The sequence below is a fragment of the Nocardia jiangxiensis NBRC 101359 genome, assembly GCF_000308615.1.
In the GTDB taxonomy this organism is placed as follows: Bacteria; Actinomycetota; Actinomycetes; order Mycobacteriales; family Mycobacteriaceae; genus Nocardia; species Nocardia jiangxiensis.
Genome location: NZ_BAGB01000009.1, coordinates 37657 through 60665, shown reverse-complemented (window position 1 = coordinate 60665; position 23009 = coordinate 37657). Strand labels below are relative to the sequence as shown.

The 23009-nt window shown below is 66.2% G+C and carries 25 protein-coding genes; 12 read left to right on the top strand and 13 right to left on the bottom strand.

Features of this window, described 5'->3' with window-relative positions; all coding sequences use genetic code 11:
• From ON40_RS02450 to ON40_RS02435, 4 genes are read left to right on the top strand one after another with little or no spacing between them, the layout of a single operon-like run.
• Entirely contained in the window at nt 1-780 is a 780-nt protein-coding gene (locus ON40_RS02450; RefSeq protein WP_040817964.1) for an enoyl-CoA hydratase family protein, read from the top strand.
• A 4-nt stretch (nt 781-784) separates the two neighbouring features.
• Complete coding sequence (locus tag ON40_RS02445) at nt 785-1660, top strand: CoA transferase subunit A (RefSeq protein ID WP_040817962.1); 876 nt, start codon at nt 785-787, stop codon at nt 1658-1660.
• A complete protein-coding gene (locus tag ON40_RS02440) occupies nt 1660-2418 on the top strand; it encodes a CoA-transferase subunit beta (RefSeq protein WP_040817959.1) in 759 nt (252 codons plus the stop codon). Before ON40_RS02445 ends, ON40_RS02440 begins: the two co-directional genes overlap by 1 nt.
• Nucleotides 2415-3506, top strand: coding sequence for an NAD(P)H-dependent flavin oxidoreductase (locus ON40_RS02435; protein WP_040817957.1), 1092 nt, complete (start codon nt 2415-2417; stop codon nt 3504-3506). The genes ON40_RS02440 and ON40_RS02435 overlap by 4 nt, the downstream gene beginning before the upstream one ends.
• Before the next feature lie 74 nt (nt 3507-3580).
• On the opposite strand, the gene ON40_RS02430 is transcribed toward ON40_RS02435, so the two are convergent.
• Entirely contained in the window at nt 3581-4348 is a 768-nt protein-coding gene (locus ON40_RS02430; protein ID WP_040818098.1) for a helix-turn-helix domain-containing protein, read from the bottom strand.
• Between the two features lie 146 nt (nt 4349-4494).
• Here ON40_RS02430 and ON40_RS02425 point away from each other — a divergent pair, with 146 nt between their 5' ends.
• Nucleotides 4495-5664, top strand: coding sequence for an FAD-dependent monooxygenase (locus ON40_RS02425; RefSeq protein WP_040817956.1), 1170 nt, complete (start codon nt 4495-4497; stop codon nt 5662-5664).
• Between the two features lie 177 nt (nt 5665-5841).
• Nucleotides 5842-6681, top strand: a complete 840-nt coding sequence (locus tag ON40_RS02420; protein WP_040817955.1) for a glycosyltransferase family 2 protein — start codon at nt 5842-5844, stop codon at nt 6679-6681.
• A gap of 16 nt (nt 6682-6697) precedes the next feature.
• On the opposite strand, the gene ON40_RS02415 is transcribed toward ON40_RS02420, so the two are convergent.
• Together ON40_RS02415 and ON40_RS51550 are read right to left on the bottom strand one after the other, a co-directional pair.
• Nucleotides 6698-8659 carry a molybdopterin-containing oxidoreductase family protein gene (locus ON40_RS02415; protein WP_051192589.1) on the bottom strand — a complete coding sequence of 654 codons (1962 nt, stop codon included), beginning with the start codon at nt 8657-8659 and terminating at the stop codon, nt 6698-6700.
• A gap of 225 nt (nt 8660-8884) precedes the next feature.
• Nucleotides 8885-9364 carry a nitroreductase family deazaflavin-dependent oxidoreductase gene (locus tag ON40_RS51550; protein ID WP_051192587.1) on the bottom strand — a complete coding sequence of 160 codons (480 nt, stop codon included), beginning with the start codon at nt 9362-9364 and terminating at the stop codon, nt 8885-8887.
• A 178-nt stretch (nt 9365-9542) separates the two neighbouring features.
• On the opposite strand from ON40_RS51550, the gene ON40_RS02405 reads away from it, so the two are divergent.
• Nucleotides 9543-10295 carry a class I SAM-dependent methyltransferase gene (locus ON40_RS02405; RefSeq protein ID WP_040817952.1) on the top strand — a complete coding sequence of 251 codons (753 nt, stop codon included), beginning with the start codon at nt 9543-9545 and terminating at the stop codon, nt 10293-10295.
• Nucleotides 10296-10309: 14 nt separating this feature from the next.
• Here the strand turns inward: ON40_RS02405 and ON40_RS02400 are convergent, their stop codons facing one another.
• The 7 genes from ON40_RS02400 to ON40_RS02370 form a co-directional block, all read right to left on the bottom strand.
• Nucleotides 10310-10867, bottom strand: a complete 558-nt coding sequence (locus ON40_RS02400) for a cytochrome b (protein ID WP_051192605.1) — start codon at nt 10865-10867, stop codon at nt 10310-10312.
• A gap of 5 nt (nt 10868-10872) precedes the next feature.
• Nucleotides 10873-11940 (bottom strand): catalase family peroxidase, encoded by a 1068-nt coding sequence (locus ON40_RS02395; RefSeq protein WP_040817951.1) that lies wholly within the window; start codon nt 11938-11940, stop codon nt 10873-10875.
• Nucleotides 11941-12080: 140 nt separating this feature from the next.
• Entirely contained in the window at nt 12081-13232 is a 1152-nt protein-coding gene (locus ON40_RS02390) for an acetyl-CoA C-acetyltransferase (RefSeq protein ID WP_040817950.1), read from the bottom strand.
• Nucleotides 13233-13275: 43 nt separating this feature from the next.
• The gene (locus ON40_RS02385; RefSeq protein ID WP_040817948.1) at nt 13276-13908 is read right to left on the bottom strand and encodes a TetR/AcrR family transcriptional regulator; all 633 of its coding nucleotides are present in this window, start codon (nt 13906-13908) and stop codon (nt 13276-13278) included.
• 97 nt (nt 13909-14005) lie between these two features.
• A complete protein-coding gene (locus tag ON40_RS02380; protein WP_040817946.1) occupies nt 14006-14737 on the bottom strand; it encodes a hypothetical protein in 732 nt (243 codons plus the stop codon).
• A 255-nt stretch (nt 14738-14992) separates the two neighbouring features.
• Nucleotides 14993-15844 (bottom strand): alpha/beta fold hydrolase, encoded by an 852-nt coding sequence (locus ON40_RS02375; RefSeq protein WP_040817945.1) that lies wholly within the window; start codon nt 15842-15844, stop codon nt 14993-14995.
• Nucleotides 15845-16090: 246 nt separating this feature from the next.
• The gene (locus ON40_RS02370) at nt 16091-16450 is read right to left on the bottom strand and encodes an Rv2640c family ArsR-like transcriptional regulator (protein ID WP_040817944.1); all 360 of its coding nucleotides are present in this window, start codon (nt 16448-16450) and stop codon (nt 16091-16093) included.
• Nucleotides 16451-16547: 97 nt separating this feature from the next.
• Between ON40_RS02370 and ON40_RS02365 the strand changes: the two genes are divergently transcribed.
• Genes ON40_RS02365 through ON40_RS02355 form a run of 3 tightly spaced genes read left to right on the top strand, consistent with a single transcriptional unit; the run spans nt 16548 to nt 18616 of the window.
• Nucleotides 16548-17063, top strand: coding sequence for an ArsI/CadI family heavy metal resistance metalloenzyme (locus ON40_RS02365; RefSeq protein WP_040818093.1), 516 nt, complete (start codon nt 16548-16550; stop codon nt 17061-17063).
• A gap of 3 nt (nt 17064-17066) precedes the next feature.
• Nucleotides 17067-18167: an ACR3 family arsenite efflux transporter gene (gene arsB / locus ON40_RS02360; protein WP_083895360.1), complete on the top strand. Its 1101-nt coding sequence runs from the start codon at nt 17067-17069 to the stop codon at nt 18165-18167.
• Between the two features lie 35 nt (nt 18168-18202).
• Nucleotides 18203-18616 (top strand): arsenate reductase ArsC, encoded by a 414-nt coding sequence (locus ON40_RS02355; RefSeq protein WP_040817941.1) that lies wholly within the window; start codon nt 18203-18205, stop codon nt 18614-18616.
• A gap of 280 nt (nt 18617-18896) precedes the next feature.
• Here ON40_RS02355 and ON40_RS02345 read toward each other — a convergent pair whose 3' ends face one another.
• On the bottom strand, nt 18897-19331 hold the full coding sequence (locus tag ON40_RS02345; RefSeq protein ID WP_245567624.1) for a MerR family transcriptional regulator: 435 nt from the start codon (nt 19329-19331) through the stop codon (nt 18897-18899).
• Between the two features lie 82 nt (nt 19332-19413).
• Here ON40_RS02345 and ON40_RS02340 point away from each other — a divergent pair, with 82 nt between their 5' ends.
• Nucleotides 19414-20259 carry an SDR family oxidoreductase gene (locus ON40_RS02340; protein ID WP_040817940.1) on the top strand — a complete coding sequence of 282 codons (846 nt, stop codon included), beginning with the start codon at nt 19414-19416 and terminating at the stop codon, nt 20257-20259.
• Between the two features lie 201 nt (nt 20260-20460).
• Nucleotides 20461-21255, top strand: a complete 795-nt coding sequence (locus ON40_RS02335; protein WP_040817938.1) for an SDR family oxidoreductase — start codon at nt 20461-20463, stop codon at nt 21253-21255.
• Between the two features lie 363 nt (nt 21256-21618).
• Here the strand turns inward: ON40_RS02335 and ON40_RS49525 are convergent, their stop codons facing one another.
• Together ON40_RS49525 and ON40_RS02330 are read right to left on the bottom strand one after the other, a co-directional pair.
• On the bottom strand, nt 21619-21822 hold the full coding sequence (locus ON40_RS49525) for a DUF397 domain-containing protein (RefSeq protein WP_083895358.1): 204 nt from the start codon (nt 21820-21822) through the stop codon (nt 21619-21621).
• On the bottom strand, nt 21819-22610 hold the full coding sequence (locus tag ON40_RS02330; RefSeq protein WP_040817937.1) for a DUF5753 domain-containing protein: 792 nt from the start codon (nt 22608-22610) through the stop codon (nt 21819-21821). Before ON40_RS02330 ends, ON40_RS49525 begins: the two co-directional genes overlap by 4 nt.
• Nucleotides 22611-23009: the final 399 nt, after the last annotated feature.

Genomic DNA, 23009 nt, shown 5'->3' with positions numbered 1-23009 from the left:
ATGGGGATCAACCGTCACACCGAAACCGAGGGCGTCGAGGTCGTCACCGTCGACTACCCGCCGGTCAATGCCCTGCCGTCCGACGGCTGGTTCGCCCTGGCCGACGCGATCCGCGAGGCCGGGCGCAACCCGCAGACCCGGGTGGTGGTGCTGCGCGCGGAGGGCCGTGGTTTCAACGCGGGCGTCGACATCAAGGAGATGAACGCCGACTCCGGGCACACCGCGCTGATCCGCGCCAATCACGGCTGCTTCGAGGCGTTCGCGGCCGTCTACGACTGCCAGGTCCCCGTCGTCACCGCGGTCAACGGCTTCTGCCTCGGCGGCGGCATCGGCCTGGTCGGCAATTCCGATGTCATCGTCGCCTCCGATGACGCCACCTTCGGCCTGCCCGAGGTGGATCGCGGTGCGCTGGGCGCGGCCACCCATCTCGCGCGCCTGGTCCCCCAGCATCTGATGCGCACCATGTTCTTCACCGCAGGCAAGCTCACCGCGCAGCAGCTGCACCACTTCGGCTCGGTGTACCAGGTGGTCCCGAGGTCCGAACTCGACGCTGCCGCACTGGAAGTCGCGAAGAACATCGCGAACAAGGACGGGCGCGTCATCCGCGCCGCCAAGAAGGCCCTCAACGGCATCGACGTTCAGGACGTGCACCGCTCCTACCGTTTCGAACAGGGCTTCACCATGGAGCTGAATCTGGCGGGTGTGGCCGACGAGATCCGGGCGCGGTTCGACGACGATCTGGCCGCCCAAAAGAGTTCAGCACAGCAGAAGGAGTCGTAAAAGTATGCGCGACAAGCGAACAACGCTCGACGAGGCCGTCGGCGAGCTGCGCAGCGGTATGACCATCGGAATCGGTGGCTGGGGTTCGCGGCGCAAGCCGATGGCCTTCGTGCGGGCGCTGTTGCGTTCGGACGTCACCGATCTCACCGTCGTCACCTACGGCGGCCCGGATCTGGGTCTGCTGTGCTCGGCGGGCAAGGTGCGAAAGGCGTACTACGGCTTCGTATCCCTGGATTCCGCGCCGTTCTACGATCCGTGGTTCGCCAAGGCGCGCACCGAGGGCGCGATCACCGTGCGCGAAATGGACGAGGGCATGGTCAAATCCGGCTTGCAGGCCGCGGCCGCGCGGCTGCCGTTCCTGCCGGTGCGTGCCGGATTGGGTTCCGCGGTCATCGATTTCTGGGAAGGTGAGCTGAAGACGGTCACCTCGCCGTACCTCACCGACGGCAAGCCCGAGACCCTGGTCGCCATGCCCGCGCTGAATCTGGATGCCGCGTTCTTCCATCTGGATCTGGGCGACAAGCACGGCAACGCCGCCTACACCGGTGTCGACCCGTACATGGACGATCTGTACGCCCTCGCCGCGGAGAAGCGCTACCTGTCGGTGGATCGCCTGGTGGAGACCGAGGAATTGGTGAAAGCCGTTCCGCAGCAGGCGCTCATCCTCAATCGCATGATGGTCGACGGCGTGGTCGAGGCCCCCGGCGGCGCGCACTTCACCTTCTCCGGCAGTTACCGCCGCGACGAGAAGTTCCAGCGTCACTACGTCGAGGCCGCCAAGACTCCGGAGTCGTGGGCCGAGTTCAAGGCTCGCTATCTGGACGTGTCCGAGGACGAATACCAGGCCGCCGTCAAGGCTTTCGCCGAGGAGCAGAAGTAATGACCGAGACGAACACGATCACCCGGGCCGAGGTCTGCGTCATCGCCTCCGCCGAGATCTTCCGGGGCGCAGGCGAAATCATGGCCTCGCCGATGTCCACCATCACCACCATCGGCGCACGGCTGGCGCGGCTGACCTTCGAGCCGGATCTGCTGCTGTCCGACGGTGAGGCGCTGTTCTTCGCCGAGGTCCCGCCGATCGGCGGCAAGGCTCCGGTCGAGGGCTGGATTCCGTTCTCGAAGGTGTTCGACGTGGTGAACTCCGGTCGCCGCCACGTGGTGATGGGTGCGAACCAGATCGACCGCCACGGCAATCAGAACCTGTCCGCCTTCGGCCCGCTGCAACAGCCGACCCGGCAGATGTTCGGCGTGCGCGGCGCTCCGGGCAACACCGTCAGCCACCCCACCAGCTATTTCATCCCCCGGCACAGTAAGCGGGTGTTCTGCGACAGCGTGGACATCGTCTCCGGAATCGGTTACGACAAGGTCGATCCCGAGAATCCGGCGTACCGGTTCCACCACCTGCATCGCGTGGTGTCGAATCTGGGCGTGTTCGACTTCGGCGGGCCGGACCACACGCTGCGCGCGCTGTCGCTGCACCCGGGCGTGAGCGCCGAGGAGGTCGCGGAGAACACCTCGTTCGAGATCGCGGGTCTGGCCGAGGCGGGCGAGACTCGGCTGCCCACCGACGAGGAACTGAACATCATCCGCAACGTCCTGGACCCCAAGGGCATTCGCGAGAAGGAAGTCCAGTCGTGACCGCGCAGCGGTTGCGGACTCCGCTGACCGAACTGGTCGGCATCGATCATCCGATCGTGCAGACCGGCATGGGCTGGGTCGCCGGTCCGGGCCTGGTCGCGGGCACCGCCAACGCGGGCGGGCTGGGCATCCTGGCGTCGGCGACGATGACCCTCGCCGAACTCGAGGAGGCCATCGCCAAGACGAAAGCCAAGACGGACAAGCCTTTCGGGGTCAACATCCGCGCCGACGCCACCGATGCGCCGGATCGGATCGAGTTGATGATCCGCGAGGGCATCAAGGTGGCCTCGTTCGCGCTCGCGCCCAAGAAGGAGCTCATCGCGCGGCTGAAGGACAACGGCGTGGTGGTCGTCCCGTCGATCGGCGCGGCCAAGCACGCCGTGAAGGTCGCCTCCTGGGGCGCGGACGCGGTGATCGTGCAGGGCGGCGAGGGCGGCGGCCACACCGGTCCGGTCGCCACGACGCTGCTGCTGCCCTCGGTGCTGGACGCCGTCGACATCCCGGTGATCGCCGGTGGCGGATTCTTCGACGGTCGCGGCCTGGCCGCGGCGCTGTCCTACGGCGCGGCGGGTGTCGCGATGGGCACCCGTTTCCTGCTCACCCAGGACAGCAGCGTGCCCGATTCGGTGAAGCAGGAGTACCTGCGCCGGGGCCTGCAGGACACCGTCGTCTCCCGCAAGGTCGACGGTATGCCGCACCGCGTGCTCAACACCGATCTCGTCGACCGCCTGGAACATTCCGGCAGCTGGCGCGGCCTGACCGCCGCGGTCGCCAACGCCATGAAGTTCAAGTCGATGACCGGTATGAAGTGGTCCACGATCATCCGTGACGGCCTCACCATGCGTAAGCAGAAGGACCTCACCTGGTCCCAGGTCATCATGGCGGCCAACACTCCGATGCTGCTCAAGGCCGGTCTGGTCGAGGGCAATACCCACGCGGGCGTGCTGGCCGCGGGCCAGGTCACCGGCATCATCGAGGACCTGCCCACGGTGGCCGACCTGATCGACCGCATCGTCATCGAGGCCGTCGCCCGCATCGATGCCCTCGCCGAACTGCGCACCACGGGAACCACCACCCCCACAACGTGATCGGCCTCGTGCCGATCACCGCAGGCCGCCCCGACCACCTCTCACGGGGCGGCCTGCGCTTCGCGTCGCGCCGATCACTGCCGCTGGATTCGATGCAGTACGAGATATTGGTGCGGGGTGTCGAGCGCGGCCAATATCTCGAAGTCGAGCCTGATCTCGCCGAGTTCCTCGTGGTGAATCCACTTCTGCTTGCGTTCCGGGACGCCGATCTCGTGCCGGTTCCACAGCTCGGCGAATGCGGGATTCCTGGCCGAGACGTCCGCCAACAGTGCGGTGGTCACCGGATCGTCCTCGGGCGCCGGGCCGATCATGCGGCGGATGCCGCCGACGAAGAACCGCGCGAACGCATCCCAGTCCGCCCATATCCGCGGCGCGGCCGGATCCAGGAACAGCATGCGCAGAATGTTGTCCGAGATCTCGAAACGCTCGAAGAGTTCCTGCGCCGATCGGTTGGCCGCCAGCACGTCACTGCGGTGGTTCACGATGTAGGCCGGGCCCGGCTCCCACGATCGCATGACCAGCGACAGGAATTCGTTGACCTCCTCGCGGAGGCCGGTCGGCTTGCGCGGGGCCGGGGGCGGGCTGACCAGGCCGTGCAGATAGCTGGTCTCGGCCGTCGACAGTTCCAGCGCGGTCGCGAGGGCATCGAGTACCTGCGGCGACGGATTCCGTTCGCGGCCCTGCTCCAGCCGGACGTAATAGTCGGTGCTGATGGTGGCGCGCACGGCGACCTCCTCGCGGCGCAGGCCGGGTGTCTGCCGTCGGCGACGCTGCGGGTCGGCGGGCGGTTGCACGGCCGCTCGGCGGGCGCGAAGAAATTCCCCCAACCTGTTCGCCGGCACAGCGCCATGTTAGTCCCGGTCGGACCACCGGACCGGGCGCAGTGGGTGCAGCACTCCTAGGAGTGCTCAGCCCTGGCGTCGAGGAGTCCGGTGGGGCGAGGCTGAGAAGGACGCGGAGGCATTCTGGGAATTGGAGGCAGCGGATCATGAGTGGGTTTCGGATCGCGATCGTGGGAGCCGGTATCGGCGGGCTCACGGCGGGGATTGCGCTGCACCGGCGTGGAATCGACGTGACGATCTACGAGAAGGCGCGCGAACTGCGGGAATTGGGCGCCGGGGTGGTGATCGGAGCCAACGGGGCCCGGGTCTACGACAGCCTGGGCCTGCTGGATTCCATCGCCGCCATCGCCGGTAAGTCCTCGACGGTGACGATGCAGACCTGGCAGGGCCAGGCGCTGCCCGGGTACCGGCCGCCGTATCCCGCCACGGAAACCTATTCGCTGCATCGGGCCGAATTTCAGAACCTGCTGGTGGCCGCGATGCCGCCCGGTACGGTCCGGCTCGGCCACGAGTGCGTGGCCGCCGTCGAGGACGAGCGGGGAGTGCGGATCGACTTCGCCGATGGCAGCACGACGCACGCGGACCTGCTGATCGGCGCCGACGGCATCCACTCGGCGATCCAGCCGCTCGTGGGCGCGAAGAGTGCACCGGTCAGCGAGGGAATCATGGCCTATCGCGGACTCATCCCGGCCGAGCGCCTCGATGGCATCTACGACATGGGCCTGTGGTCGCTGTGGGTCGGGCCGGGTCAGAGCTTCCTGACCTATCCGGTCTCGGACGGGGCGTTGCTCAACCTCGTCGCATTCGTCCCCACGGACCTGGATGTCGAGGAAAGCTGGAGTGCGCCGGGTGACGTCGCCGCCCTCGCCGCGGCATACGACGGTTGGGACCGGCAGGTTCAGGACGTCATCGCGGTCATGGACCGGACCTTCCGGTGGGGAATCTACGATCGCGAACCCATGCAGGGCTGGTCGACCGACCGCATCACCCTGCTGGGCGACTCGGCTCACGCGGTGACCCCACACCTCGGGCAGGGCGCGAACCAGTCCGTCGAGGATGCCATCACGCTCGCCGTGCTGCTCGAAAATTCCTGCGCCGCCGACATTCCGGCGCAGCTGCGACGCTACGAGGAGTTGCGCGTCGAACGCAATCGCCAGGTCCGCGAAGGCGCGCGAGAGGCCGGGCAGCTCTACCGCTCGACCGGGCTGTCACCGGAGCAGCAGGCCGACCGGATCGTCGCCATCTACGACCGATTGGAACTGCGAACCTACGACGCCGAGCGCGTGGCGCGCGAGACCCTCGCGGCACGGGCATGATGCACGCCACTGCCCCTGCACCCCGATAGGGCCCCGCGAGGCACAATACCGATCGGCGGGCCGAGATCGACTCCAATCACAGTGCGGACTCGTTGGGGGATGACACAATTCGCCATTCGTCGTAACTTTCGTGCGATATGTTGTTCGTCGAGTACGACCCCCGGACGGATTGCATTCATGACGGACACCAATTCACCGATCGTTCTGTCGGTAGTCGTCCCCGTTCTCGACGAAGCCGCGAATATTCCACGCACGCTGCGAAGTCTGGTCGCCCAGGATGCGGTCGACGAGGTGATCGTCGTGGACAACGGCAGCGTGGACGGCACCATCGAGGTCGTCCGCGACTTCCAGGCCGATCACCCGCGGGTGCGCCTGCTGCACGAACCGAATCGCGGTATCGCCCCTGCTCGCAACGCCGGATTCGACGAGGCGCGTGGCGAATTCGTCGCCCGCACCGATGCCGACACCCTCGTCGACCGGGACTGGGCCGCGACGATTCGGGACTTCTTCGCCGACCATCCGGATACCGGCGCATTGACCGGCCTGTGCATATACCACGATTCCCCGATCGGCTTCTTCCTGGAATTCGGCCAGTGGATATTGATCCGCGCCGGAAAACTGGGAGGTCAGGTCGGCAATATGTACGGGCCGAATATGGCGATACGCCAGGACGCCTGGTTGCAAGTCCGTGCCGAAACCCAGACCCGCAGCGACGTCATCGAAGATCTGGATCTGGCGTTGTGCCTGTGCAAGAGCGGAATTCGTATCGATCAACTGATCCACATGCGCGCCCGGACCTCGGCCCGGCGTCGGCGCGACACCCCGAACAGCCGCTGGCAGTTCCATCTCCGAGGTCTGCGTACCCTCCGGGACCACGGCCTGCCGGTTCAGCCCATCCACCGAGTCCTCATCTCGGCCGCCTGGCTGACGCACACCGTCCAGTGGCCGATCTACCGGTTCTGGGACTTCGACCGGCAGCGCTTCGGCCTCCGCCCCGCCCGCGTCGCACCGGCCTGATCGCGGCCCGGCTCGCTCAGCGCGGCGTGATCTCCACCCGGTTGTCGTGGAACACCGCACCGCCGGCGAAATCCGAATCACGTTCGGCGATGGTCGCATTGACGGTGGCGCCGTTGGTGAACTTGGCCCAGCGCCCCTTGGTGGTGGCCGCGACGCCGGGGCGGACCCGGTCGGAGATCTCGGCGACGGCTTCGAAGGAGCCGCGGGCGTTGGCGACCAGAACCGGTGCGCCGTCGGCGATGTCGCGGGCGGCGGCGTCGTCGGGGTGAATGGTGATGCGGGGTTCGCCCGAACGGCGGCGCAATTCCGGGTTCGAGCCGAACGTCGTGTTCAGAAAGTAGTGCGGCGCAGCGGATATCAGCACCAGACCGGTGCCCGGGTCGCCGGGTGGGGTGTAGCCGGGTAACCGATCGTGCCCGGCTCGTTCGGCGAGCGGGGAAGTGAAGTTGATCTTCTCGATCGGCACCGGGCGAGGCTCGATCTTGAGGAAACCCTCCGAGCGCAGCCGGTCGATGTCGTAGCCCTGCAACACGATTCGGAGCAGCTCCTCGTCCGAGTCGTACAGCGCGGGTTCGGTCAGGCCCATGCGACGTGCGAGCCTGCGGAACGTCTCGGTCGTGGACAGACATTCGCCGGGCGGCTCGACCGCCTTCTCGTTCCACACCAGATACAGATTCCCGTAGGCGGCGACGAAATCCGTGTGCTCGGGTTGCATGGTCGCCGGGAGCACGATATCGGCGTAGTCGACGGTGTCGGTCGGAAAGTGTTCCAGCGCAACGGTGAAAAGGTCCTCGCGCGAGAGCCCCTCGATCACGGCGCGCTGTTCGGGATTGGATCCCACCGGATTGGCCGCGATCACGAACAACGCCTGCACCGGCGGATCGGACGCCTCGAGCAGTCCCGCACCCACCCGCGTCTGCGACAGCGTGCGCACCGGATGCGGCAGCAGATCGAACCGCGCCAGCCCGGCCACGTCGAGCTGGAAATGCCCGGAGGTCGAATAGTGCAGTCCCCCACCGCGAATCGCCCAGTCACCGGTCACCGCGGGCAGACAGGCCATGGTCCGCAGCGCCATCCCGCCACCGGCATGCCGCTGGATCCCCTGCGAGGCCCGGATCGCGGTGGGCCGGGTGCGGGCGATCCGCTCACCCAGCTCGACGATCCGCTCGACCGGCAGTCCGGTGATCCCCGCGACCCGATCGGGCGTGAATTCCATGATCCGACCGCGGAATTCATCCCATCCCACGGTGTGTTCGGCGAGATAGCCCGCATCGTGCGCCCCCTTCGACACGATGACGTTCATCAACCCGAGCGCCAGCGCGGCATCGGTACCCGGCATCGGCGCAAGATGTTCGTCGCACCGTTCGGCGGTCCGGCTGCGCACCGGATCGATCGCGACCGTGTACGCCCCGCTGTCCTGGATGAACTTCCAGAGGTGATGCCCCGAGGTCAGCGGGTTGGTCCCCCACAGCAGCACCAGTTCCGAATGCGCGAAATCCTCCGGATCCATCCCGCCGGCCGTGCCCAGCGTGTACTTCAGTCCCGCCGACCCCGCCGCCGAGCAGATCGTCGGATCGTGCAGCGAGGCGCCCAGCACGTTGAACAGCCGCCGCACCGTGAGCCCTTCGGTGCCCTGGATGTACCCGAGATTCCCGGTCCCCAGGAACGGCCAGATCGCTTCTCCCCCATACTCGTCGATGATTCCGCGCAGACGTCCGGCGATCTCGTCCAGCGCCTCGTCCCACCCGATCCGCTCGAATCGCCCCTCCCCCTTACGCCCGACCCGCCGCATCGGATACCGGATCCGATCCGGCGCGTTCAGCTGCTCGAGATACCGGTTCACCTTCACACACAACGCACCCCTGGTCACCGGGTGCGCCTTGGTTCCCCGCATCCCCACGGCAACGCCGTCCTCGACGGTCACCTCCCAGGAGCACCCGTCGGGACAATCCAGCGCGCAAGCCCCGAACACCTTCACCCGATCGATCGTAGCCAGCAGATCCGCTGCCCAGCCCTGTCCCCGTCCGCGCCGGCGGGCACGATATGCCCCTGACCTGGTCCGGGCTTCGCGCGCACGCCGGATCGCATTATGTTCCCGCTGAGCCGGACCCCGGGCAACCGAGCGCGTCGGCCGATGCTGCCGAGGTTCCCCGCAGCGCACGGCGGCTCGTGGTGAGTCCGCCCGAACAGTGTCGTACCGGAGTCAGGCCGACACGATCTCGAACACCGGATGAGTGCGAGCGTTGTCGAGGAATTCCTGCGGCGAGGAGTCCCCGTCCACATCCAGATAGGGCAGCACGAAGTACCGCCGATACAGCGCCACAAAGGGTTTCGGCACACGTGGCGGCCCGGCCAGCAGCGCCGCGCGGAACACCCTGGCCGACTCGTCGGCGGGCAACTCCACCGCCGTCACGGCCTCCACGTGCTTACCGTGTCGCAGCGTCGCGGCCCCTCGTGCCGAACGCAGGTTGCGCACCCAGTTCACCGTTCCGTAGGCCGCCACCAGATAACGTCGCCCGTCGTGTTCGAACACCGTCAGCGGCGTCTCGATCGCCCGGCCGCTCCGACGTCCGGCCACCGTCAGCACACGGAATGTCCACATCGGCAATCCGGCGCGTATCACGACCCGCATCCACGCGTTGGACGCCTTGACGGCCCACCCCGCTCGATACGACTTGGCCATGAACCCGAGCGTCCACCTGTCCGTCATCGAAGGCAAGCGGCCGAACGGCCCTGATTCCGACCGCACAGGCCCACAATCACGGCAAGATGGTGGCGCCCTCGACCGAGTTGCGGAACGATTGGTCTCACCTCCAGCACGACCCTTCAGGTGTGGCCCGTCCGCAATCGAAGGAGGAGTCATGGACAAGGAAGCGAACCGCACACCGGACTTCGAGGCGCTGTACCGCGAGGCGCCGCCGGAGCAGAACGCTCCCGCTTCGATCCCCTGGGACATCGGCGGCCCACAACCGGCGGTGCAGCAGTTGGTGGCCTACGGCGCGGTGCGGGGCGAGGTGCTCGACCCCGGAACCGGCCCGGGACATCATGCGATCCACTACGCGTCCAAGGGCTACTCGGCCACCGGGATCGACGCGTCGCCGGCGGCGATCGAGCGCGCGAAACGCAACGCGGAGCGCGCCGGGGTGCAGGTGGACTTCCAGGTGGCTGACGCCACCAGGCTCGACGGCCTCGAGGATCGGTTCGACACCGTCGTCGACAGCGCGTTCTACCACGTGTTCCTCGACGACGAGGAAACCCAGCACCGGTACGCGCAGGCCCTGCACCGGGCGACCAGGCCGGGGGCGCGACTGTTCATGTTCGAATTCGGCCGCCACAACGTCAACGGGCTGCAACCCGAAGGCTTACCGGCGGAGAACTTCGAGCGGGTGCTGCCCGCGGCCGGTTGGCGCATCGACTACCTGGGCACCACCACCTACCAGGCCACGTTCACCCCGGAGACGTTCATCCGGCTCACTCAGGAGATGAACGGCGACTCCGCATGGGCCGAACGGATGCGGCCGGTGCAGGAGCAGTTCCGGATCCTCGCGCCGTTGCTGCGCGACGACCGGGTGCACCTGCCCGTGTGGGCCGTTGCGGCCACCCGCCTCGACTAACCCCGACTGTCGCGTCACAGCATGCGACGCAACAACCCGTCCCGCAGGATCGAGGCGTGTGCCAGCACCGCGCACATATGTGCGGTGAAGACCGCGAGCAGCGCGTAGGCCAGCCAGCTGTGCAGGGTGCGCAGTTCGGCGTACAGATGCGCGTCGGCAGGCGCGATGGCGGGCAGATATATGCCGCCGAACAGTTCGATCGGCGCTCCGGAGGCCGACACCAGCGCCCAGCCGACCAGCGGCTGAGCCAGGAACAGCAGGTACATCAGCGCCTCGGACCCGCCTGCCACGAACCGCTCGACCCCGCGCAACGAAGAGCGCGGTAGCGCGGAACGGCGCACACGATTGACCAGGCGCAGGACGGCCAGTACGAGGATCGCGATGCCGATGGTCTTGTGCAGACTCAGCAGCAGCCCGTAATTTCCGATCGTGCCGACCAGCGCCGCGCCGAGGAACAACATGGTCACGATCAGCACGGCCATGAGCCAGTGCAACAGGCGAGCGATGCGACCGAAGCGGTCTCGCGGTGCGGAAGCCGCAATATGCTGAGGCACGTCCGATTCGGATTCCATGGTCGTCACAGACCCACCACCCGCACCGAGCCGGGGCATCCGGGTTCGCCCGCACGACGCCGGTAGGACTCGGCATATGCCGCCGAACGTGCCTGTAGGAGTGGATCATTCGAGGGTTCGATACCACCGGGCAGCACCAGCGGATCGAAGTTCACATCCCGGACGTTCGCCGCGGTCTCGGTGGCGATATCGGTCAACACCACTGTGCCCGCCTCGATCCGCCGCCGCTCGGACGGCCAAGGGACAGAAGCGTTGTCGGTCGGGTCCTGCCCGGCCACGCCGACGATCACGGTGAGCGTCCATGACAGAGGTCCACGACGCAGAGCCGTCACCAGGTCGTCGAACAGCACATCCCGACCGGCCGAACTAGGGGTCGTCGGGCCGTTACGAGGCGTCAATTCCCAGCGCACCGGCGTACGACGTCCGGCATCGTCCACACACCAGAAAGCGTTGAGACCGCGGAAGATCGACGTCGCGAAGGTGGGCGACGGCGGATGCGCGGCGATGACCCGCATGGCCGCGGCGGTCTCGGGATGTGCCGCCAGATATGCGGCGACACGGTGCGGATTCGGCTTACCGGTGGCCGGATCCGGAGCGTACGCGAGCTGCCGATCATAGAAGTCGCGCGGTGTGGGGTCCGGGAACACCGGCAGGTTGACCATCGCGGTGCGCCACTGCTCACCGCCGGGCAGCGCGAACCACAACCCCAGCCCGCGAACCGCGCCGACCGCGTCGGTCTGGTCCGGATTACCCCCGCTCAGCGAAAAGCGCCCGCGCAGTGCATGATTCCCGGCCCGGAACACCGACGCGGTGCTGAGTTCGGCTGCCCCGCCGTTACTTTCGAACCGCCCCGCCACCGCGACCCCCTTCGCGTGGTTGCGGCGAAACCCCGGAAACCGGCCCCCGACCGCCTGCAACCGATCCACGATGCGCCCGGCGGTCAACCGCTCCGGGCCGATCACATCGCGGGCGAACAGAAACCCGCCGATGCTCACCACCCCGGCCCCGCCGACCAGCAGCGCCCCGAGGGCGGCCCGCCGGTTCGGTAGTTCCCCTGCCCCGATATCCCGCACAGCGTGTCTCCCTTCCCGTTACGGGATTCGACGCTAAGCGGGACGAGATCGGCGGACAATCACCTGCGGCCGGAGTTCACAGTTTCGTCAGAACTGCGGGCCGCAGGGGCGCTACGAACGCCCCTCGGCCACAAGCGAACTCAGCTCAGCCGCTCGATGATGGTGACGTTGGCCGTACCGCCGCCCTCGCAGATGGTCAGCAGGCCGTACCGCCCGTTGACCCGCTCGAGTTCGTTCAGCAGCGTCGCGAACAGCTTCGCGCCGGTCGCGCCGAGCGGGTGGCCCAGGGCGATCGCGCCACCGTTGACGTTGACCTTGTCCGGATTCGCGCCGGTCTCCTTCAACCAGGCCAGCACGACCGAGGCGAAGGCCTCGTTGATCTCGATGACGTCGATGTCCTCGATGCTCAGGCCGGTCTTCTCCAGCGCCCACTTGGTCGCCGGGATCGGTGCGGTGAGCATGTAGATCGGGTCCGCGCCGCGCGCGCTGACGTGGTGGATGCGCGCCCGCGGCTTCAGCCCGTATTCCGCGACGGCCCAGTCGGAGGCGAGCAGGGTCGCGCTGGCGCCGTCGGAGATCTGGCTGGCGACCGCGGCGGTCAGGCGGCTGCCCTCGCTCAGCGGCTTGAGCCCGGCCATCTTCTCCAACGTCGTCTCGCGCGGGCCCTCGTCGATCCAGAACTCGCCGACCGGCACGATCTCGCGGTCGAAAGTGCCCTCCGCGATGGCTTTTCGGGCCCGCTCGTGGCTGCGCAGCGCCCAGCGCTCCATATCCTCGCGGCTGATGTCCCACTTCTCGGCGATCAGCTGCGCGCCGTTGAACTGCGACACCTCACCGGTGCCGTACCGGTGGTCCCAGCCCTGCGCGCCGACGAAGGGCGAGTCGAACCCGTACTCCCTACCGGCCAGCATGGCCGCGGAGATCGGGATGGCGCTCATGTTCTGCACACCGCCCGCGACGATGACCTCCGCGGTGCCGCTCATGATGGCCTGCGCGCCGAAATTGATCGCCTGCTGGCTCGAGCCGCACTGCCGGTCCACCGTGACGCCCGGCACGTGCTCGGGATATCCGGCGGCCAGCCACATGGTGCGGCCGATATTGCCCGCCTGCGGGCCGACGTTGTCCACACAGCCGACGATCACGTCGTCCACCGCCGCGGGGTCGATTGCGTTGCGCCCCAGCAGACCCTGCAGTGCCGCAGCCCCGAGATCGGCCGGGTGCACACCCGACAGCGCGCCGCCGCGCTTGCCGACCGGCGTGCGCACGGCGTCGACGACATACGCCTCCCGCACGGGCGAATACTGACGACGGGACGGTGCTGACATGGGGTAACTCCTACTTGCCGTGCTGGACTGTGGATTTCGCGCCGGACTCGGGATCGGTGAGACCGTCCAGCACGATGGTCAGATACTGCTTGGCCAGGTTGTCCACGGTGATGCGACCGCCGGGCTTGTACCAGCGCACCGACACCCAAACGGTGTCGCGCAGAAAGCGAAGGGCCAGTTCGGTATCGAGCTCGGCCCGGAAACTACCGCCCGCCACGCCCTTGTCGAGCACCCGCCGCCACAGGTCCCGGAACTCCCGGTTGTACTCGTCGATGTAGTCGAAACGCGGTGTGCCGCTGAGCCTTTTGGCCTCGGCCTGATAGATCGCGACCGCGGCGTGCGACCGGTCGAACGATTCGAAGGACGCGATGACCAACGCCTCGAGCGTGTCACGCGCGGGCAGCCCGGCCGCGTCGATCTCCCGGTACCGCCCGAACAACTCGTCGAGGAAGCCGCGCAGGATCTCGTCCACCATGGATTCCTTGGAATCGAAGTGGTGGTAGAGACTGCCGGACAGGATTCCGGCGGCGTCGGCGATATCGCGGACCGTGGTCGCACGCAGCCCGCGCTCGGCGAACAGACCTGCCGCGATGGCGAGCAGCTCGTTGCGACGTGCGGATTTGGATGCGTCGGGTGCGGGCACTCGCCCATAGTACAACCAAGCATTTGCTTGGTCCACAGGGTCTATGGCCTCCGCTCCGGCGGTTCGCGGCCACGCTACCTCTGCATCGCCCGATGATTCAGCGCACCGAATAGCGCAGCGGCGAGGATACCGACAGGTCCGCGAGCAGCCGATCGCAGATCGCCACCGGCGACACTCCGGCCCGCGCCATCCGCGCGACCAGCGCCAACCGCCGTTCACAACTGTCCCATTCGACGGTCAGCGGCCCGCGGCCCGGCCCCGCGTCGACCGTCGCCATCACCCGCGGCGGCCCGCTGGCGACGGGTTCCTCGATCAGTTTCAGCACCATCCCCCGCTGCCAGGCGCGATAGGTATCCATATCCGCGCCGTCGACCAGTTTGTCCGTCGCGGCGCACAATCCTTCGGCGATCCCGTCGGCGAAGGCCACCCGGTCGTAGCTGAATCTGCGGCACCGCCGTACCACCGCGAGCAGATCCGAACGCACCTCACACAGCAGCAGCGTGCGCTGACGTCGCCGCCGCTCCTCCTCGGATTCCCCGCCTCCCGACCCGGCCAACAGCCCGATCCGCGCCGCCCGCGCCCGATCCCGAGCCATATCGGCCCGCAACGCACACCGTGGATCGCGTGCGACCTCGTCCTCATCCACCGCATACTCCTCGAGAATCTGCGCAGCACGCGCCGCGGCAACATCATCCGATTCGTGATCGAGAAGTTCCGCGCCGAGCGCCAACGCGGCCATCACCTTGCCGTCCAGCCGTCTTCGGGCCAGTACCACTTCACGCACCAGCTCGAGTTCCAGCTCTTCGTTGTCACGGTGGTCCAGACCCATGGGCCGTGGTCCCTTCGAAAAATTTCCGCCGAACCGGCCTACCTCAGGATCGCACAGTCCAGGGTGGTCAGCGCCACCGATTTTTCCAGCGCGCGCCACCGAGGCGGGAAGCCGTCCAGCAAAAGGCGAGAGCCCTTCTCCACGAAGGACTCTCGCCGCGATTTCCCACCATGCTGTGCACGAGCGACTTGCTCCCGTCACCGGATGACCGCTGGCTGCGGCCACCCGGCGACGACACCGAACGTGAGGCCGGCGCTACACGACAGCGGGCCGCCGAGCAGCGTTTTCGGAGATGGCCTCGATAACCGCACCGAACAACGGCACGGGTACGTCATGTCCCATCGGCTGGAGCGGCAGATAACTCGATCCGGGGATCGCCATGTGTGTGGCCTCGCCACCGGCGATCTTGATCAGCGAATCCTCCGCGCCGTGGATGACCAGCGCGGGCACCCGCAACTGCTGGAGCCTGGCTCTGCGGTCGGGTGCGATGACGGCCGCGGTGACCTGCCGAGCCGCCCCTTCCGGGTGCCGCGCGCGGTCGTAGGAGCGAGTCGCCAGATCCCAACGACGTTGCCGCTCGCTCTCGGCGTAGGTCTTCGACCCGATGAGCTCGTACAGTGCGGCGATCTGCTCGATCGCGTCCTCGCGATCCGGCGGAACCGGCCGCATCAGCTCCTGGAGCACGTCGCCGTCGGCCATGCCGATGCTGGCGTGCGGGGTGCTCATGATCGAGCACAGCGACAGCACTCGCGGCGCGTGCTCGATCGCCATCAGTTGAGCGACCATCCCGCCCATCGACGCACCGACGACGTGCGCCTGTTCGATGCCGAGGTGGTCGAGCAATTCGACACAGTCGCGCGCGATCGCCCGCAGGTAGTACTGACTGGGCGTGACCTTCCACGTGGTCAGGCCGCTGTCACGGTTGTCGGGCCGGATCACCCGATAGCCGCGCGCGACGAGGTCATCGACGATTTCCTGGGGCCAGTGGATCAGCTGCGAGCCGAGTCCCATGATCATCAGCATCGGTGGCCCCGCCGGATCACCTTCGTCGCGGTAGCACATTCTGATCTCGGACAGGTCAGCGAACTGGTCGATCGCATCGTTCATGACAATCCTCCCGAAGTTGTGGCCGACGATTTGCAGACATCGAGCATGCAAAGACGAACTGCGTTCGGGTGTTCATGAAACTTGTGGACCGCGACAGCCAGGTCATCGATCCGACGGCTGTCGCCAGTTCATGATCCCACACCGACTCCCCTGCGCATACATTTCACCGATCTGCGTAACCGCAACGGTGAGCTGGTCGCGCATGACGACGACGTTCGAGATTTCCGCGAAGGCGGCCGCAACCGTTCAGCAGCAGCAGTCGGGGTCCAGCACGACGCACAGCGCCGAGAGTGCGTCACGTCTGGCGCGATGGACGACGTTCATGCCGATGCGTTCGGAGTCGACGAGTCCGGCTTTGCGCAGCTGGCCGAGATGGTGACTCACCGTCGATTCGGACAGCCCGACGGCAGCGGCCAGGTCACCGCCGTTCTCGCCGATCTCGCGCTTGGCCAACAGCATTGACATCAGCTTGACCCGAACCGGGTCGGCGAGGGCCTTGAGACGCAGGGCGACTTCGAGCGCGGCGGCGTCGTCGATCGGCCCCGCGGCCACCGGCGCACAGCACACGGGCGCGGACATATCGATCGCTGGCAATGCCTTGGGCATGCGCCCCACGATACCCACGGTATTGACATATGTCGAAAAGGTGCAAGACTCGTGGTCACCCAACCTTTTCGATATATGTCACACAATGGAGGTTCTGATGTCCCGCGTCCAACTAGCGCTCAATGTCGACGACCTCGAGCAGGCAATCACGTTCTACTCCAAGCTGTTCGACACCGAGCCCGCCAAACGCAAACCCGGTTACGCCAACTTCGCGATCGCCGAACCGCCGTTGAAGCTGGTACTGCTCGAGAACACCGGTCAGGGCGGCACGCTCAACCACCTCGGGGTCGAGGTCGAGTCCTCCGAGCAGGTCCACGGCGAGATCGCCCGGCTCTCGCAGGCGGGCTTGTTCACCGAGGAGCAGATCGCGACGACATGCTGTTTCGCCACCCAGGACAAGGTGTGGGTGACCGGCCCGAACGCGGAGAGATGGGAGGTCTACACCGTGCTCGCCGATACCGAACACTTCGGTACCGCAAAAGAATTCGCCACCGATGACACCGCAGCGGTGCAGGCGTGTTGCGGAACCGGCACCGAAGCCGCCGCAGCAGGCTCATGCTGCGGCGCCGACACCGAGGCCGAGGCGAGTTCCTCGCGCGCCGGCTGCTGCTGACCGATGCCAAGCCCCATGACCACCACCAATACCCATCCAGCAGTCGCGAGGAAACTCTCCCCCCTGGACCGATTCCTCCCGCTGTGGATCGGCGCGGCCATGGCCGCCGGACTCCTGCTGGGCCGCCTGATCCCCGCCCTGGGCAGCGGGCTGTCCGCCGTGCAGGTGGACGGAATCTCACTACCGATCGCGATCGGCTTGCTGATCATGATGTATCCGGTGCTGGCCAAGGTCCGCTACGACCGCCTCGACACAGTGACCGGCGACCGCCGTCTGCTGCTGGGCTCCCTCGTGCTGAACTGGCTGATCGGCCCCGCGCTGATGTTCGCACTGGCCTGGCTGTTGCTGCCGGACCTGCCCGAATACCGAACCGGCCTGATCATCGTCGGCTTGGCCAGATGTATTGCGATGGTGATCATCTGGAACGACCTGGCCTGCGGCGACCGTGAGGCCGCCGCGGTCCTGGTCGCGGTGAATTCGATCTTCCAGATCGTCATGTTCGCCGTGCTGGGCTGGTTCTACCTCTCGGTCCTGCCCGGATGGCTCGGCTTGGCGCAGACCACGATTCACACTTCCCCGTGGCAGATCGCGAAATCGGTGCTGATCTTCCTGGGCATCCCGTTGGTCGCGGGATTCCTCACGCGCCGGTTCGGTGAGCGGACCCGTGGCCGCGACTGGTACGAACGCACACTCCTCCCACGCATCGGCCCGTGGGCACTGTACGGTCTGCTGTTCACGATCGTGATCCTGTTCGCCCTCCAGGGCCACCAGATCACCTCTCGCCCAATTGATGTCGTGCGCATCGCGGTCCCCCTGCTGGCGTACTTCGCGATCATGTGGGGCGGAGGCTACCTCTACGGCCGCATCATCGGCCTGAGCTACGAACGCACCACCACCCTCGCGTTCACCGCCGCGGGCAACAACTTCGAACTGGCCATCGCCGTCGCGATCGCCACCTACGGCGTCACTTCCGGACAGGCCCTCGCCGGAGTCGTGGGGCCGCTCATCGAGGTCCCCGTGCTGGTCGGCCTCGTCTACGTATCCCTTGCCCTTCGAAATCGATTTCCCCGCAGCGATATTCAGGACACACCGATTCAGCTCTGATCCCTCGCAACCGACCGAGAGTCCGACACAACCTCATGCCTTCCACACCCAGCGTGCTGTTCGTATGCGTCCACAACGCCGGACGCTCCCAGATGGCCGCCGCCTTCCTGACCCACCTCGCCGCAGGCCGCGTCCTGGTCCGTTCCGCAGGCTCCGAGCCGGCCGACCGGGTCAACCCCACCGCCGTACAGGCCATGGCCGAGATCGGCATCGACATCGCCACCGAAATCCCCAAGATCCTCACCGTGGACGCGGTGGAATCCTCCGACGTGGTGATCACCATGGGCTGCGGGGACACCTGCCCGTACTTCCCCGGAAAGCGTTACCTGGACTGGAAACTCGACGATCCCGCCGGACAGGGCATCGAAGCGGTCCGACCGATTCGCGACGAGATCGAACACCACATCCGCACCCTGCTGGACGATTTGGGCATACCGCCGATATCGTAAGTCACGTGACTTGCCTCGGCCTCAACTCCTGGAGGTTCGCGAGCGTAGACCCGACCAGAGTGTCAACCAACGGTCGCCCCAGCGTACGACCACGCTCGGACAGCACATCAACCGCCGCGTCTACATGCTCGGCAGCAGCAGGATCATCGCGCCGAAGTTGCTCCATCCAGGCCGCTACCTCATCGGTTTGGTAGATGTCCCTCTGCGAACATCATCGCCGGACGCGGCCGGCGTCCGAGAGATGCTCAGCAACAGGTTGATTCGACAAGAGGCGAACGGACTATTCGACCGGGGTGCAGTCGGGTCCGTTGCGCCATAGTTCGTCGGCGGATCCGGCGGCGAGGTGGTCGGCGTACAGGGCGATTTTCCCGCGGATGACCGCCAGCGCATCCTCGAGGTCGGAGATCTGTTGTTGCACTGTGGATTCGTGGGCGCGGAGTAGGTCGAAGCGTTCGTTCGTGGTGTCGGGGCCCTGCCGGGCCAGTTCGGCGTAGCGGCGGATGTTCGGCAGGGACATTCCGGAGGAGCGCAGTTTCGCGCAGACCTTCAGCCAGCCGACTTCCTGGTCGGTGAAGACGCGTCGTCCGGCGGAATTGCGACGGACCGGTTCGATGAACAGGCCCTCTTGTTCGTAGAACCGCAACGTGTGCGTCGACAGGCCGGTGAGCGCGCTGACCTCACCGATGCTCAACATCGTCTCGGGAACAGTCGTCACAGGGGCCAGCGTACGCGGGTTGACTTCGAGTCGACTCGAACTCATACCGTCGGCCACGACAGACCGACGGAAGGAAAGCGCAATGGCCGGAACATGGTTCATCACCGGAACGTCCTCGGGTTTCGGGCGGCTGCTCACCGAGCGGTTGCTCACGCGGGGTGATCGGGTCGCCGCGACACTGCGCAGGCCGGAGGCTCTCGACGACCTCCGCGCGGCCCACGGTGACCGCCTGTGGGTGTCCCGGCTCGACGTCACCGACGCCGAGTCGGTCCGCCACGTCGTGGAGGAGGCATTCGCAGCCCTCGGCACGATCGACGTGATCGTCAACAACGCCGGATTCGGCACGTTCGGCTCGGTCGAGGAGGTCACGGACGAGCAGATCCGCCAGGTGATCGACACCAACCTGCTCGGATCGATGCACGTGGTGCGCGCCGTGCTGCCGCATCTGCGCGCGCAGGGATACGGCCGCATCCTCCAGGTCTCCAGCGCGGGCGGCCAGACGACGTATCCGAACTTCGGCTACTACCACGCCTCGAAGTGGGGTATCGAAGGTTTCTGCGAGACCGTCGCCCGCGAGATCGAGCCGTTCGGCATCGGCCTGACCATCGTCGAACCCGGCGCGACACCGACCGGATTCGGGACCGCACTGGCCACCCCACCGGCCATGCCCGAATACGACCGCACACCGGCCGGCGACGTCCGCCGCGCCCGCGACAATGGCACGTTCCCGCTGAGCAACGACCCGGAAAAGATCGCCCGAGCGATGATCGACCTGGTCGACAGCCAGGCGAACCCGCTACGCCTCCCGCTCGGCTCCGACACCTACCGCGATGTGCGCGCCTCCCTGGTCGCACGCCTGGCCGAACACGATGCGCACCGCGAGACAGCGCTGTCCGTCATCCGTGACGACGTGGTGGCATCAGGGTAGTTCCCTGAAACTCCCTCAGCTGCAACAGATCCCGGTCGAGACTCGGGCAGAATCACGAATCCTTCTGACGCTCAGCTCAATCCGCCCACAGCCCCGCAGACAGGTTGCACTTCGGCCCTGCTGCCGAACCGCTCATTCGGCTGAACCGAACACCCGACGCGGCGACGCGTCATCCCGCACGACCAACGAGAAAGACGGCAAGTGGTAGACAACCAATTCACAACGCATGCAGAACTTTTCGATCTGAGTGGAAAGCGCGCGCTCGTCACCGGTGGCACCAGAGGCATCGGGATGATGATCGCGCGTGGCCTTCTCCAGGCGGGCGTCCGCGTGGTCATCAGCTCACGCAACGCAGAAGCGTGCGCTCAGGCGCAGGAACAGCTGTCCGAATTCGGTGAGGTGCGGGCCATCCCCGCCGACCTGTCCCGCCACGACGAGTGTCGGCGACTGTCCGACCTCGTCACCGCCGACTCGGAGCGTCTCGACATCCTCGTCAACAACGCGGGCGCCATGTGGGACGAGCCGCTGGCGACGTTCCCGGACGCGGCCTGGGATACGGTCGTCGATCTCAACCTGAAGTCGCCGTTCTGGCTGGTCCAGGCGCTGCTGCCCGCACTTCGCAGGGCGGGCACCGCCGACGATCCCGCGCGGATCATCAACATCGGCAGCATCGCCGCCATCCACATCCCCCAGCGGCCCAACTACTCGTACTCCAGCAGCAAGGCCGCACTGCATCAACTCACCAGAGTGCTCGCCAGGGAACTGGGACCGCAGCACGTCACCGTGAACGCCGTGGCGCCGGGACCGTTCCCGTCGACGATGATGGCCGCAACCCTCGATGAACTCGGCGAGGCGATCGCGGCGTCGGCCCCACTACGCCGGATCGGCCGCGACGACGACATGGCGGGTGTCGCCGTGTTCCTCGCCAGCCGGGCAGGCGCATACCTGACGGGCGCCGTGATCCCCGTCGACGGCGGCATCGCCACAACCGCGTAGGCCGCCCAGGCGAGGACATCATCGACGCCAACGAACCGACACCGGGATTACCGAACGCGTTCAGCGTTTGGTCGTGCGCGTGCGGCCCCGGCTGCGGGCGTCGAGTCGTCCGGCATCGTGTTCTCCGTTGCTGAGGGCCTGCGGTGTTCGAACTGCAAGATGATGCCGCGCGTGCGATCGCGGTCGAATCGGGCTCCGGCGCGGACGAGGACGACCGGGCGCGGCGTGCACGGCACGTCGGGCCGATATCACCCAACAGCCCGTGCAGATACAGCGAGCGGCAACGGAAGGCTTCATCACCGACACAACTTGGCAGCGGTTCGAGTCGAGCGCCGGATCAGCTTGACGCCCAATGTGATCCGATCAGGCGGGGTCAGCGAATGCTCCGGACCGAAGGTTCGTTGTGAAGGCATCCCACTCGGAGGATGTGAAGGACAGCGCTGGGCCGCTGGGATTCTTCGAGTCACGGACAGCGACGGTGTCACTGAGGAAGAAGGCGACTTCAACGCACTCACCTCCTTGCTGGCTGTAGCTACTCTTGAACCACCCGACTCGAGAGTTGGTCATCGCGGAAGCTCCTTTGCGATCTTGGACAGCTGAACACGGGTCCTCTTGGCGCTCAACGCGACCCGCTCGATCTCAGCCCAAGATCGACGATACCGCTCTACTTGATCCGGTTTCTGGAGAAACAGATTTCCGCTGCCCGCTCCCGTCTCGACGTACACGACGGGAGAATCAGGGCTCTGAACTACGGGATCCGCGAATTCGAGGATGACGAAGGGGCCAACCTCCGTGCCTCGATAGACGCCCGCATCGAACGGAACGAGCCTAATGGTGATGTTGGGCATCGCCGACAGTTCGACGAGACGCTCCATATGGCGTTGGGAAAGGCTCAAGTCAGCGAGTGAGCGGCGGATCACGCTCTCGTCGAGGATTGCGTTGAGTGTCATGTCCGACTCGACCAGGATGGCTTGCCTACGCATACGAACCTTGATGTGTCGCTCGACCTCCTCTGGAGTCAGATCTGGGCTGGTTCGCAGCAGCGCCCGTGCGTACTCCTCGGTCTGCAACAAACCCGGTATCCGAGCGCTCTGATACATCGTCAGAGCAGTGGCCGCGCTTTCGAGGTTGATGTAGACGTCCAGTTTGTCGGGTGATACGACATCATTGAAGCTGTACCACCAGTCCCTGGCCGACTCAGCTTCGATCGCAAGGCTTTTGAGGTCCGCGCGGGTCTTGGCCGTCGCGCGGTAGACGTCGCACATCTTGTCTATGTAGATCGGTTTGAGCTTGCACGGCTCCCCCTTGAGCATCTTGGACACCGTCGTGTGATGGAGGTTGATCTGCTCAGCCACATCCTTGATGTAGAGACCGGACTCTCGGTGAAGTCCGGTCAAGATCCGCGCAACCTGTCGGCGCGGAACGGACACTGTACTCGGCTGTGCTGGCATTGATTGTCTCCCATCGTGACCGGCGGAAATGCCCACCCCTGAACCAATAATTCGGTTTTACGAAGTCACCAAATTTCCGAAAATGCTTGTGCGTCCGGAGAATCAGGTGTGACATGGATCGCGCACCTGATGGGTGACCTCGAACGCACCGCCTACCGGCCTGGTTCCGGGCGTTCGACCAAAATTTTCCGACTCAATTCCGGGGAACTCCATGATTACCACGCGATCCGAGGTCTCGACAAGGGTTCATCGATCACCAGTTCGAGCGAAAGATGCTGTCGACGTGCGGCATACGATGGCCGA